General features: G+C 67.9%; 14 protein-coding genes. 7 read left to right on the top strand and 7 right to left on the bottom strand.

The genetic code is table 11. The features are described 5' to 3' along the window. The 4 genes from TL10_RS26390 to TL10_RS26375 all read left to right on the top strand — a co-directional run. A partial coding sequence (locus tag TL10_RS26390; protein WP_043987979.1) for a superoxide dismutase family protein occupies positions 1 to 361 on the top strand: 361 nt, incomplete at its 5' end. Beyond that, complete coding sequence (locus tag TL10_RS26385) at positions 342 to 1,490, top strand: glutamate--cysteine ligase (protein ID WP_043987978.1); 1,149 nt, start codon at positions 342 to 344, stop codon at positions 1,488 to 1,490. The genes TL10_RS26390 and TL10_RS26385, both read left to right, overlap by 20 nt. A 2-nt stretch (positions 1,491 to 1,492) precedes the next feature. Continuing rightward, entirely contained in the window at positions 1,493 to 2,209 is a 717-nt protein-coding gene (locus TL10_RS26380) for an LON peptidase substrate-binding domain-containing protein (protein ID WP_234711546.1), read from the top strand. Continuing rightward, positions 2,209 to 3,543, top strand: a complete 1,335-nt coding sequence (locus TL10_RS26375; RefSeq protein ID WP_052506553.1) for a DUF4878 domain-containing protein — start codon at positions 2,209 to 2,211, stop codon at positions 3,541 to 3,543. Before TL10_RS26380 ends, TL10_RS26375 begins: the two co-directional genes overlap by 1 nt. Here the strand turns inward: TL10_RS26375 and TL10_RS26370 are convergent. From TL10_RS26370 to TL10_RS26340, 7 genes are read right to left on the bottom strand one after another with little or no spacing between them, the layout of a single operon-like run. After that, positions 3,536 to 4,447, bottom strand: a complete 912-nt coding sequence (locus TL10_RS26370) for a class I SAM-dependent methyltransferase (RefSeq protein ID WP_043987977.1) — start codon at positions 4,445 to 4,447, stop codon at positions 3,536 to 3,538. The two genes, TL10_RS26375 and TL10_RS26370, sit on opposite strands and share 8 nt — an antisense overlap. Continuing rightward, positions 4,434 to 4,769 (bottom strand): monovalent cation/H(+) antiporter subunit G, encoded by a 336-nt coding sequence (mnhG, locus tag TL10_RS26365; protein ID WP_043401176.1) that lies wholly within the window; start codon positions 4,767 to 4,769, stop codon positions 4,434 to 4,436. The genes TL10_RS26370 and mnhG overlap by 14 nt, the downstream gene beginning before the upstream one ends. Then, positions 4,766 to 5,053: a monovalent cation/H+ antiporter complex subunit F gene (locus TL10_RS26360; RefSeq protein WP_043401179.1), complete on the bottom strand. Its 288-nt coding sequence runs from the start codon at positions 5,051 to 5,053 to the stop codon at positions 4,766 to 4,768. The genes mnhG and TL10_RS26360 overlap by 4 nt, the downstream gene beginning before the upstream one ends. Next, complete coding sequence (locus TL10_RS26355; RefSeq protein ID WP_043401182.1) at positions 5,050 to 5,580, bottom strand: Na+/H+ antiporter subunit E; 531 nt, start codon at positions 5,578 to 5,580, stop codon at positions 5,050 to 5,052. The genes TL10_RS26360 and TL10_RS26355 overlap by 4 nt, the downstream gene beginning before the upstream one ends. Next, on the bottom strand, positions 5,577 to 7,166 hold the full coding sequence (locus tag TL10_RS26350) for a Na+/H+ antiporter subunit D (protein WP_043401185.1): 1,590 nt from the start codon (positions 7,164 to 7,166) through the stop codon (positions 5,577 to 5,579). The genes TL10_RS26355 and TL10_RS26350 overlap by 4 nt, the downstream gene beginning before the upstream one ends. Further along, positions 7,163 to 7,633 carry a Na(+)/H(+) antiporter subunit C gene (locus tag TL10_RS26345; RefSeq protein ID WP_043987976.1) on the bottom strand — a complete coding sequence of 157 codons (471 nt, stop codon included), beginning with the start codon at positions 7,631 to 7,633 and terminating at the stop codon, positions 7,163 to 7,165. Before TL10_RS26345 ends, TL10_RS26350 begins: the two co-directional genes overlap by 4 nt. Beyond that, positions 7,630 to 10,464: a Na+/H+ antiporter subunit A gene (locus TL10_RS26340; protein WP_043987975.1), complete on the bottom strand. Its 2,835-nt coding sequence runs from the start codon at positions 10,462 to 10,464 to the stop codon at positions 7,630 to 7,632. The genes TL10_RS26345 and TL10_RS26340 overlap by 4 nt, the downstream gene beginning before the upstream one ends. A gap of 160 nt (positions 10,465 to 10,624) precedes the next feature. On the opposite strand from TL10_RS26340, the gene TL10_RS26335 reads away from it, so the two are divergent. The 3 genes from TL10_RS26335 to TL10_RS26325 all read left to right on the top strand — a co-directional run bounded on the left by TL10_RS26335 (position 10,625) and on the right by TL10_RS26325 (position 12,585). Next, on the top strand, positions 10,625 to 11,638 hold the full coding sequence (locus TL10_RS26335; protein WP_043987974.1) for a VWA domain-containing protein: 1,014 nt from the start codon (positions 10,625 to 10,627) through the stop codon (positions 11,636 to 11,638). 40 nt (positions 11,639 to 11,678) lie between these two features. Continuing rightward, on the top strand, positions 11,679 to 12,125 hold the full coding sequence (locus TL10_RS26330; RefSeq protein WP_043401196.1) for an SRPBCC family protein: 447 nt from the start codon (positions 11,679 to 11,681) through the stop codon (positions 12,123 to 12,125). A 172-nt stretch (positions 12,126 to 12,297) separates the two neighbouring features. After that, positions 12,298 to 12,585 carry a hypothetical protein gene (locus TL10_RS26325; protein ID WP_043401198.1) on the top strand — a complete coding sequence of 96 codons (288 nt, stop codon included), beginning with the start codon at positions 12,298 to 12,300 and terminating at the stop codon, positions 12,583 to 12,585. The last annotated feature ends 42 nt before the right edge of the window (positions 12,586 to 12,627 follow it).

Raw genomic sequence — 12,627 nt, 5'->3', positions numbered from 1 at the left:
GTGCGAGCCGAACTCGGTCGCGCCGGCCGGCGGCGCGCCCGGCGACTTCCTGTCCGCGGGCGGGCACTACCAGGCTCCGGGCCACACCGCGCACCCGATGAGCGGCGACCTGGCCTCGCTGCAGGTCCGCAATGACGGCACCGCGCAGCTGGTGACCACCACCGACGCCGTCACCGCCGAGCAGCTGCTCGCCGGCAACAAGACCGCGCTGATCATCCACGAGAAGGCCGACAACTTCGGCAACATCCCGGCTGATCGGTACGCCCAGATTCAGGGTGCCGTCCCGGGCGCCGACGAGACTTCGATGAATACCGGTGACTCCGGCAAGCGCGTGGCGTGCGGTGTCATCTCTGCCGGGTAGCGCGGACAGCCATACCCCACCGCGGATCGATTTCGCCGGGTCGCCACGACCGACCCTCGGCGTCGAATGGGAGTTCGCTCTCGTCGATGCCCACACGCGTGACCTGAGCAACGAGGCCGCCGCGGTCATCGCCGAGATCGGCGAGACACCGCATGTGCACAAGGAATTGCTGCGCAACACCGTCGAGGTGGTCACCGGCGTCTGCGACAACGTCGGCGAGGCCATGGACGATCTGCGCTCCACGCTGAGTCCGGTGCGCCGGATCGTGCGGGAGCGCGGCATGGAGCTGTTCTGCGCCGGGACACACCCGTTCGCGGAATGGGAGAGCCAGCAGCTCAGCGAAGGGCAGCGCTACGCCGAGCTGATCAAGCGCACCCAGTGGTGGGGTCGGCAGATGCTGATCTGGGGCGTGCACGTCCACGTCGGGATCTCGTCGGCGCACAAGGTGATGCCGATCATCACGTCGCTGCTGAACCACTATCCGCACCTGCTGGCGCTGTCGGCGTCGTCGCCGTACTGGGACGGTGAGGACACCGGCTACGCCAGCAACCGGGCGATGATGTTCCAGCAGCTGCCGACCGCGGGCCTGCCGTTCCATTTCCAGAAGTGGTCGCACTTCGAGCGCTTCGTCTACGACCAGCGCAAGACCGGCATCATCGACCACATGAACGAAATCCGTTGGGACATCAGGCCGTCGCCGCATCTGGGGACCATCGAAGTCCGGATTTTCGACGGCGTGTCCAACATCGCCGAGCTCGGTGCGCTGGTTGCGCTGACGCACTGCCTGATCGTCGACCTGGACCGCCGGCTCGACGCCGGCGAGCAGTTGCCGACCATGCCGCCCTGGCATGTGCAGGAGAACAAGTGGCGCGCATCGCGTTACGGGCTGGACGCCGAGATCATCCTCGATGCCGACAGCAATGAGCGGCTCGTCACCGACGACCTGGACGACCTGCTGAACCGGCTGGAACCTGTTGCGGCATCGCTGAATTGCGCCGACGAGCTGGCCCGCGTCGCCGATATCTACACCCTGGGCGGGTCCTATCAACGGCAGCGCCGCGTCGCCGAGGAGACCGACGGGGACCTGCTGCAAGTCGTCGACGCGTTGGTGTCGGAGCTGGAGTTGTAGCCGTGGCCATCACGCCGATGTTCCCGCTGGAATCCGCGCTGCTGCCCGGTGACGAACTGCCGTTGCGGATCTTCGAGCCGCGGTACGGCGAACTGGTGCGGGACTGTATGGCCGCCGCGGAGCAGGTGTTCGGTGTGGTGCTGATCTCGGCCGGCCGTGAGGTCGGCGGCGGCGAAGCTCGGTGCTCGGTGGGGGCGCTGGCGCGCATCGACCGGTGTCAGCCGCAGGGCGTCGGCCGCTACATGCTGAGCTGCAGTGTGACCGACCGCATCCGAATCCTGCAGTGGCACAACGACGATCCGTATCCGCGCGCCGAGATCGAGCGATGGCCCGACGAGCCGGGGCCGGTGGTGCCCGAGTCGTCGATCGTGGCGATCGAGGACCGGATCATCGCGCTGTTCGAACGCATCGCCTCGATTCAGGGCGCGCGGCTGCGGGATCGGGGCTCGATCCTGGCCAGGACCGTCAAACCCGATGTGGGGCAACGCCTGTATGCCCTGGCCTCCCTATTGCCGATCGGCCAGGCCGACAAGTATTCGGTGCTGGCTGCGCCGAATGCGGCGGCCCGGCTGGACGCGCTGGACGAGGCCGTCGAGAGCATCACCGCGATGGTGGAGTTCCAGCTGTCGGAGGAATACAGGGTTCGGCACTTCCGTGCAGCCAGGGTGGTGCCACACCCCCTATCCTGGACACAGTTCATGCGTTACGGGGAGGGCTAATGACGGGTTGGCAGGGGAGCGGTTACAACGGTCCCAACCCAGGTGGGGGCGCCGGTAGGTCGTCCGACGAAGAAGAGACGGCGATTCACCAGACCAAGCCACCGGCCGCGCCGGGGTGGCCGGGTCAGACGCCGCCGCCGTTGAGCCAGCCTCCGGCCAGTCAGCCGCAGACACCGGCATGGGGCCAGCCGGCCGCGCCGCAGACCGGCGGCTGGGGCCAGGCGCCGAGCGCGCCAGGTGCCGCGCCGCAGGGGTGGGGGACCCCGCCGGCGGCGCCGGGAGCCGGACAAGGGTGGCCGGGTGCACCGGGTGCGCCCGGTGGCTACGGCGCCCAGCCGTTCGCCACCCCGCCCAAGAAGAACAAGGTGCCGCTGATCATCGCAGCCATCGTGGTGGTGCTCGTCGTCGTGGGTGGCGGCATCTACTACGTCTACGACTCGTTCGGCTCGGGTGGCAGCGGCGAATCGGGCTCGGCCAGCGAAGTGGTCAAGGGCTACCTGGAAGCGCTGTCGAACGGTAACGCCGAGGCCGCGCTGTCTTTCAGCAGCGACCAGCCGGCCTCGAAGGAGTTCCTCTCCAGCGACGTGTTGAAGAAGCAGATCGCCGAATGGCCGATCAGCGAGATCCGCATCCTGAACGAAGACAAGACCATGGAATCCATCGGGCGCGGCGATGTCCACGTGGCGGCCAAGTTCGGTGACAAGAATTCCGACGCCACGATCAACGTGAAGAAGGAAGGCGGCAAGTGGCAGCTGGCCCATGCCGCCATCAAGCTCGACATCTCGTCGTTGAGCAGCAGCGACAATGCCGCACGTAAGACGATGACGGTGTTCGGCAAGGAGATCAGCGAAGAATCCGCGATCTACGTCTTCCCGGGCTTCCTGGACCTCGGCAGCACCAGCCCGTACGTGTCGGTCACCAACACCAAGCCGTTGCTGCTCGACGCCATCGGAGGATATTCGTCGAGCTCCTACCTGCAGCCGAAGTTCGCGCTCAACGACTCCGGCACCAAGACCATCACCAAGCTTCTCGACGCGGCGTACGGCAGCTGCTCGTCGTCGCGCTCGCTGGTCCCGCCGTCACCGTGCCCCGTGAAGATCAGCGACCGCGAACTGGTCGACGGCACCGTGACCTGGAGTCAACCCGACATGAGCGCCGTCAAGCTGGGCGATCTGGACGAATACCGGATGGAGGTCCGGATCAGCGGTGAGGTGCACTACCAGGTCAGCGGCCAGGGCCGCCGGGGCGGAACCACCAGTGGCACGGTGACCTCGTACGTCACCGGAACCACTGCCGACGTCAGCGGCGAGCAGGTGAAGCTCAAGTTCAACTGAGCTTGGCGTCGACGAACTCGCTGCCCACGTCCGGCACCTCGCCGGCGACCTCGGGCTTGTAGCGGGCGGTGACCTCGGCGGAGGTCTCGAACCTGGTCTGCCAGCCGTGGCGGGTCAGCCACTCGGCGATGTCTTCGCGCGGTTCGATGTAGAACAGGTCGCTGACGTCGAAGATCGGCTTGCCGCTGCGGGCCGCTTCGGCGCGGACCGCGTCCATCCGCTCCTCCCGGATGCGCTGCTTGGCCTCGCTGAAGTACTCGGGGCCGAACCCTTCGACCGCGACCCGGCTGCCGGGTGCGCTGAGCTCATGGAGGCGGTCGAACAGCAGGTCCTGGGCTTCGGCGGGCAGGTAGGGCAGTAGCCCTTCGGCGAGCCAGGCCGTCGGCTGAGTGGGGTCGAAACCGCTCTGCCGCAATGCTTCCGGCCAGTCCTGGCGCAAGTCGATCGGTACGCCGACGTGCCGGGCGGCCGGCTCGACGCCATGCGCAGCCAGGGTTTCCTCCTTGAACGCCAACACCTTCGGCTGGTCGATCTCGAAAACCACGGTGCCGTCCGGCCACGGGAGCCGCCAGGCGCGCGCATCCAATCCGGCGGCCAGAATGACCACTTGCCGGATGCCATCGGCGCCGGCCGCGGCGAAGTACTCGTCGAACCATTTGGTGCGGGACGGCACGTACGCCATCAGCATGCGCATGCGGCCGGCCTGCGCCGGACCTGGGTCGGCGGCGGTGAACGGTGGCGACCAGCCCCGCGCGATCGCGGCGTCGACGAAGATCCGGGCACAAGGATCGTCGAACAACGGGTGCTCCGAACCGGATTCGGCGGCCCGGGCGGCTGCCACGCCCAGGGCGGTGGCGCCCACGCTCTCGGTGATGTCCCAGGAGTCGTCGTCAGTTCGCGCCATGGTCTTCCAATTCGTCGCGGATCAGCAGGTCGTCGCGGAAACTCTGCTCACGGTAGGCCAGTTGGCCGACCCGGTTGGCCACTACCGGCGCGGTGATCAGGGTGAACAAGCCGGCCAGGATCAGCATGCCCACGTCGGCGTGCCCGCGCAGCCGCAGCGCGGCGCCGGTCAGCACCAGCAGCAGTCCCAGCACCTGAGGTTTGGAGGCGGCGTGCATCCGCGTCAGGGTGTCCGGGAAGCGCACCACGCCGATCGCGGCGGTCAGCGCCAGTGCCGAACCGCAGAGCACCAAAGTGCCTGAGACAACGTCGAAGAGGTTCATCGTGGCGGCTCGGCTTCAGTGTTGGTATCGGTATCGCGGACGCGGAACCGGGCCACACTGACCGAGCCGACGAAGGTGATCAGGGCCAGCGCCGTCAAGCTGTAGGTCGCCGTGGTGTCGAGGCTGTAGGCCGCCCAGGTGCCGATGCCGCACATGGTGACGGCGACGAACGTGTCCAGCGCGACCAGCCGGTCCAGGGTGCTTGGACCGGCCAGCAGCCGGAACACGGTGATGGCCGCGGCGGTGACGAGCATGACCGCGGCGATGATCCAAATGGTGTTCATGCGGGGTCCGCTTCCACTGGCTGCCAATGGGATTCACGTTCGAACGAGGCGATCATCAACCGCTCCACTTCGGCGATCTGGCGGTAGAACTGCTGTACCGCACGTTCGGACCCGACATCGAGGACGTGGACGTAGATGAACCGGCGGGCCTGATCGATCTCCAGCACGATCGAGCCGGGGATGAGATTGATGACATTGACCGCGAGCGCCAGCACCAGATCCGACTTGAGCTCGAGCCGGGCCCGCAGCACCGCGGTCAGCGGAGGCGGACCGGGCCTGATCGCCAGCCAGGCCACCTGGACCGACGACAACACCAGGTAGTAGGCGACCTTGAGGGCCAGCCACGCCAGCGACAGCGGGTGCAGCCGGCCGGCCACCGGAACCTGCGGCAACGGCAACAGCACGGTGATCAGTAGGCCCACGGCGAGGCCGCCGAGGATGTTGGCAACGGATATGTTGCCCCACAACAGAATCCACACGGCCATCAGCCAGACCAGGACGCCGGCGCGTGGTAACCACTGCCTCATGGCGTCAACACCACCGAGACGTACTGGCCGCGGTCGGCGACCTGGTCGGCTGCGCGTTCGGCGAACCCGAAGATGGGCCCGGCGAACACCGTGAGGGCCAGCCCCACCACGATCAGGACCGCGGTCGGAGCGAGCATCCCGACGGGCATCCGGCCGACGTCCGCCCGATCGTCGACGGCCACGTCCGCCGTCGGCACCAACAGCCCGGCGGGCGCCCCCGTCACCAGGCTTTCGGGTGCGTCGGCGCGGGCGCGCCAGAACGCGAGCGTCCACACCCGCGCCATCACGTACAGCGTCAGCAGGCTGGTGATGACGGATCCGGCGACCAGCGCCCAGGCCAGGACCGACGCGCTCGTCGCACCGGCCTGCAGCAACGCCACCTTGCCGATGAACCCCGAGAACGGCGGGATACCACCGAGATTCAGTGCAGGGATGATGAACACGAACGCCAGCAGCGGGCTGGCTGCCGCCAGTCCGCCCAGGCGCTGCAGTGTCGACGCGCCGGCCTGCCGCTCGATCAGTCCCACCACCAGGAACAGCGTGGTCTGCACGACGATGTGGTGCGCGACGTAGTAGATGGCGCCGGCCATGCCGACCCGGTTCGACACCGCGATGCCGAACACCAGGTAGCCGATGTGGCTGACCAGGGTGAAGGACAGCAACCGTTTGATGTCGCTCTGGGCCATGGCGCCGAAGATGCCGATCAACATGGTCAGCAGCGCCGCGACCATCAATACGTTGTCCAGTGCGCCGCCCGGGAACAGCAGGGTGTGGGCCCGAATGATCGCGTACACACCGACTTTGGTGAGCAGGCCGGCGAACACCGCAGTGACCGGCGCCGGGGCGGTGGGGTAGGAGTCGGGCAGCCATGCCGACAGCGGGAACACCGCCGCCTTGATGCCGAACGCCACCAGTAGCACCGCGAACAGCGCCGCCCGGGTGCCCGGTGTGATGCCGTCCAGCCGGTTCGCCAACTCGGCCAGGTTGAGGGTGCCGGTGGCCGCGTAGATCAGCGCGATGCCGATCAGGAAGATCACCGACGACACCATGGACACCATGACGTAGCCGATACCGGCGCGCACCCGCTCCTCGCTGGCGCCGACGGTCAGCAGGACGAAGCTCGCGGCCAGCAGCACCTCGAAGCCGACGAACAGGTTGAACAGGTCGCCGGCGAGGAACGCGATACACACGCCCGCCGACAGCACCAGGTAGGTCGGCAGGAAGATCGACACCGGCTGCTCGTCGCCGCCGTCGCGGATACCCTGCCCGATGGCGTACCAGACCACCGCCAGCAGCACGATCGCGGACACCACCAGCATCAGGGCCGAAAGCCGGTCCACGACAAGGACAATCCCGAGCGGTCCCATCCCGGGTTCGGTCTGGCCCCAGCCGCCGACGTGGACCGCGACGGTGCCGCAGTGGTCGACGACGTAGACCAGGGCCGCGCAGACCGCCGTCATCGCGGTGAGCGCCACGAGCGCGATGATCTGCTGCAACCGGGGACGGCGTCCGGCGAACAACGTCGCGGCGGCGCCGAGGATCGGGATGAGCACGGGCAGCGGCGCCAACACCGCGCCCGTCGTCACGCCGGCTCCGATTCGGTTGGCAGCGCGTCGAGTTCGGCGGGTGCGTCGGTGTCGGTGACGACGGCCGGCTCGCCGCGGTCTTCCTCGACCGCCGGGGCGTCGGTGGACGACAGCTCCACCAGGCGGCTGTCCTCGGGGTCGTTGCCCACCTCTTCGACGGTGGTCAGGCGGTAGGCCCGGTAGATCAGCGCCAGCACGAACGCGGCGACCCCCATGGTGATGACGATGGAGGTCAGGACCATGCCCTGCGCCAGCGGATCGGCGGTCCCGGTCTGGCCGTGACTGGTGCGGCCGCGCACCGGCGGATTGCCGGAGTCGCCGCCCATCACCAGGATCAGCAGGTTGACGGCGTTGCCGATCAGCAACAGGCCCAACAGCATTCGGGTCAGGTTGCGCTCCAGCAGCAGGTACACACCGGTGCCGGTGAGGCCGCCGATGAGCACCAGGGGAACGAGATAGGTCGTCATCGGGTGGCCACCTCACGTGGTGCGTACAACTCTTCGTCGACCTTGGCGCCCAGGCTGCGCAAGATGTCCAGCACCAGGCCGACGACGATGAGGTACACGCCGAGGTCGAAGAACAGCGCCGTCACCACCTTCACCGAACCCAGCAGGGGCAGCGTGAATTTCACCACCGCGCTGGACAGGACGGGCGCACCCAGCAGCAGCGAGGCCGTCGCGGTGCCGGCGGACAGGGTCAGGCCGGCGCCCAGCACCTTCCCTGCGTCCAGCGGCAGCGTCTCACCCAATTCGTAGCGGCCGCCGGCCAGGTACCGCAGCACCAACGCCAGGCCGGCCGTCAGGCCACCGGCGAAACCGCCGCCGGGAGTGTTGTGCCCGGCGAAGAAGAAGTACACCGACAACACCATGATCAGCGGGAAGATCATGCGTGTCGCGACCTCGAGGACCAGGGAGCGGTGCCGTGGATCGCGCAGATCGCTGCCGCGCAGCCAGGTGGTGTCGGGCGTTGACGGATGGTCTTTGGGTACCCGGGGCGCCGATCCGAAACGCCTGTGCCGGAACACCATTGACGCCACGCCGGTTGCGGCGACCAGTAGCACCGAGATTTCGCCGAGGGTGTCCCAGGCCCGGATGTCCACCAGCAGCACGTTGACGGTGTTGGCACCGTGCCCGCGGTAGTAGGCCGCGTCGGGCAGTAGTTCGGCCAGCGGCCGGGTGTTGCGTGCGGCCATGGCGTAGACCGCCAGCGCGGTGACCGACGAGCCGACCGCCGTGGCCAGCAGCGCGCGGGGGAGCCGGTGCCGCTTCATGTGAGTGGCGTCGGATTCGGCGGGCAGGGTGCGCAGCACCAGCAGGAAGACCACCAAAGTCAGTGTCTCGACCAGGAATTGGGTGAGTGCCAGGTCGGGCGCCCCATAAAAGATGTAGAGCGTGCCGCAGCCGTAGCCGGTGACACCGACCACCAGCACCGCCGCCAGCCGGTTGCGCATCACCGTCGCACTGATCGCCGCAGCCAGCACGATGAGGCCGACGACCACCTGGATCGGCGAGTTCCACCACCGCAGCTCGGGCTGATCGCGCTCGCCCAAGAGCAGCACCGCGATGGGCAGCACCGCGAGGGTGGACAGGATCATGGCCTGCGTCGTCGGAATCGAGCCGCGCTGGGTGAATGCCGTCAGCCGCACGGCGAACCGGTCCGCGCCCCGGATCGCCGCGTCGTACATCCGGTCGGCGTTGCCGAGCGGTAGATAGGGCACCCGGAATCGTTCGAGGCGGTGCCGCAGGCCGAATGCCGCCGCGCCGGTGGCGACGATCGCGGCGGACAACACCAGCGGGAAGTTGACGCCGTGCCACAGTGCCAGGTGATACCCGGAGCTGCCGGGCATGGTCGCGGTGTAGTCGGCGATGGCGTGGTCCAGCGCGTTCGGCAGCAGCCCGAACCCGAGGCCGGCGACCGCCAGGATGCCCGGCGGCAGCAGGAAACCGATGCTGGGGCGGTGCATCTCCGCGACGCGAATCGTCGGACTCGGCAAGCCTTTTCGGGCGAATGCCCCGTGCAGGAACCGCAGGCTGTAGATCATGGTGAACACCGAGCCGAACGCCACGGTGGCCAGCACGAACGGAGCCGACCCGCCCAACGTCGGGCTGTGCCACAGGGTTTCGAAATCAGCTTCCTTCGCGACGAAACCGAGGAACGGCGGCAGCCCGGCCATGCTGGCGGCAGCGGCGACGGCGATGCCCAACAGCACGGGGCTGCGCCGGCCGAGCCAGGCCAGTTTCCGGATGTCGCGGGTGCCGGTGGCGTGGTCGATGATGCCGACCACCATGAACAACGCGGCCTTGAACATGGCGTGCGCGCACAGCATGGCCAGCCCGGCCAGCATCAGATCTCCGCCGCCGGCCCCGACCATCACCGTGATCAACCCGAGCTGGCTCACCGTGCCGAACGCCAGGATCAGTTTGAGGTCGTACTCGCGGACGGCGCGCCAACCGGCCAGCAGCAGCGTCGCCAGCCCCAGTGCCACCACCGTCGGCCGCCACGGCTGGTGATCGGCGAAACCGGGCGTCATGCGGGCGATCAGGTACACGCCGGCTTTCACCATGGCCGCAGCGTGCAGGTAGGCGCTGACGGGCGTCGGTGCCGCCATGGCGCCCGGCAGCCAGAAATGCATCGGCACGATGGCCGACTTGGACAGCGCACCGATCAGCACCAGCACGACGGCGACCGACGAGGTGGTCCCGGTCGGCGCGTTGGCGACGAGGTCGGACAGCCGGTAGGTCCCGGCGAGCGTGCCCAGCATGATGATGCCGGTCAGCATCGCCAGACCGCCGGCCGTGGTGACCAGCAGCGCCTGGGTCGCGGCGCGCCGGCTGGTGGCGCGTTCGGCGTAGTGGCCGACGAGCAGGAACGACAGCACGGTCGTCAGCTCCCAGAACAGGTACAGCAGCAGCGTGTTGTCGCTGCACACCAGTCCGAACATGGCGCCGGAGAATGCGACCAGCTCGGCGGCGAAGCTGGGCAACCGCTTCTCGGTGTGCCCGTCGGCGTGGTGGAAGTACTCGGCGCAGTACAGCAGCACGAGGGTGCCGACACCCAGCACCAGCACGGACATGATCGCCGCCAGCGAATCCAGGCGCAGCGTGATGTCCATGTACAGCTGCGGCACCCAGTCGATGTGCAGCGTCTGCTCGCCCGCGCCGGGCCAGTTCAGGGTCAGCCAGACCAGCGAGCCGGCGGGCGCCAGGGCAAGGGGATAGAACGCCTGCCGTCCCCAGCGCCGTACCAACAGCGGAGCGAGCACAGTGGCGATAGCGTGCACGTACAGAACGGTGAGCATGGGCCTCCGGCAGGTGTCGGGGACGGTCCGCGGCCAGCTTACGGGGCGCCCACCAGTGCCGTGGTCTGGCGGTTCTCGCAGGCCACAGGCCCGCTACCGGGTGCACACTGCACCGACTCCTACACTTTTCACTTATGGTGACGAACGCGACGGGGCGCCGATGAGTCTTCCGGGAATCGGATCGGTGTCGTTGTCGGGCTTCGCCCACCCCTGGTTGCTCCTGACCGCACTGCTGCCCATCGCGTTGGTGGCGGTTTATCTGGCGGCACAGCGCAACCGTGCCAGCCGACTCCGCAGTTATGCCGGAGAGCAGCCGCGCACCGATGTCGTGCCGCTGCAGCCGACGCGCTGGCGGCACGTGCCGATGGTGTTCTCGGTGGCTGCGCTGCTGTCCCTGACCGTCGCGCTGGCGGCCCCGACCCACGAGATCAAGACTCCGCGCAACCGCGCGGTGATCATGCTGGTGATGGATGTCTCACGATCCATGACCGCGGACGACGTCTCGCCGACGCGGTTGGCCGCGGCCAAGGATGCCGCCAAGCAGTTCGCGAAGAAGCTGACCCCCGGCGTGAACCTGGGGCTGGTCACCTTCTCCGGTAACACCAACCTGCTGGTGTCGCCGACACCGGACCACCAGGCGACCATCACAGCCCTCGATCACCTGTCCGTGGACGACGGCACCGCCACGGGCGACGGCATCTTCGCGGCCCTGCGTGCGATCTCGACGCTGGCCGACGTGCTCGGTGGCAGCGGTAACACCGACAAACCGCCGAAACGCATCGTGTTGCTGTCCGACGGCGCGGAGAACCGGCCGGGCAACCCGGACAGCCCGCACGGCGCGTACACCGCGGCGCGGACCTCGAAGGAGTCGGACACCCCGATCTCGACGATCGCCTTCGGGACCAAGGGCGGCAAGATCAAGGTCGACGACCAGAGCGTCAACGTTCCGGTCAACGACACCACGATGAAGCGGGTCGCCGAGCTGTCCGGTGGGCAGATGTACACGGCGGCGAAGATCGAGGACCTGAACAAGAGCTACGACGCCATCCAGCAGCAGATCGGCTACGAGATCATCCGCGGGCCCGGTGGGACGGCGTGGCTGCGGCTGGGTGTGTTCGCGCTGACCTGCGCGGTGATCTCCGCGCTGTTCATCAACCGGCGCCTGCCCACGTAACCGCTCGCGCGGCGCGCCTTCCTCGGGTTGAATACGACTCGTGGACAACGAAATTCGAGTCGTCAGTGCCAGCCGTGACATCGCCGCCCCAGCGGCGCGGATCTTCGAACTGATCGCCGATCCCGCCCAGCAGCCGCGCTGGGACGGCAACGACAACCTGGCCGAGGCGCCCGCGGGCCAGCGCGTCCACGCGGTGGGCGACGTGTTCGTCATGGGTCTGACCCTCGGCACCAACCGGGAGAACCACGTCGTCGAATTCGTCGAGGGGCGGCGCATCGCGTGGAAGCCCTCCGAACCCGGACTACCTCAGCCGGGGCACCTGTGGCGCTGGGAGCTCGAACCCATCGACGACGGGCACACCCGCGTCACTCATACCTACGACTGGACCGCGCTGACCGACGAGAAGCGGCTGAATCGGGCCAGGCGGACGTCGGCTGACTGGCTGCAGGCGTCGTTGGCGCGGCTCGCGACGTTGGCGGAAATGTAGTCGGACGGCTTTGCCAGCAACTGCCGGTGTCCTAGATCTGGGCTAGATGTCCCAACACTGAATCATCCTGATCGGTATGCTGTGGGAAGCGAATCGGCATTACGATCGCGATGCCCGTTTCTTCGTAGCTAAGGCTGTCGGGGCGAACGGAATGGACAAAAGGAGAACCGGTATGACCACCGTTCGTAACTCGACCCGCAAGAAGATGGTGGCCGGTATCGCCGTGACCGCCGGACTCGCGATGGGCCTGCTCGCCTCCTGTGGCGAGAAGGCGAAGGAAGAGCCGACCACCACGACCACGACCACCACCACGACGACGTCGGCACCGGCCTCGTCGTCGCCGGTGACGCCGAGCGAGAAGGGCGGGCCCACCAAGGGCGGCAACTCCTTCTCCCCGTCGGTCAAGGCTCCGGGACCGCAGACCGCGTTGCCGGGCAACGTCGTCACCGCTCCGCACTAGAACGGGAGCCCCATCCCAGTAGGTCGCCGATGCGCCGTACGG

It is taken from the genome of Mycolicibacterium llatzerense, from assembly GCF_000878195.1.
Classification (GTDB): domain Bacteria; phylum Actinomycetota; class Actinomycetes; order Mycobacteriales; family Mycobacteriaceae; genus Mycobacterium; species Mycobacterium llatzerense.
The sequence above is the reverse complement of the archived record's forward strand: the minus strand, read 5'-3'. Positions and strand labels throughout refer to the sequence as shown.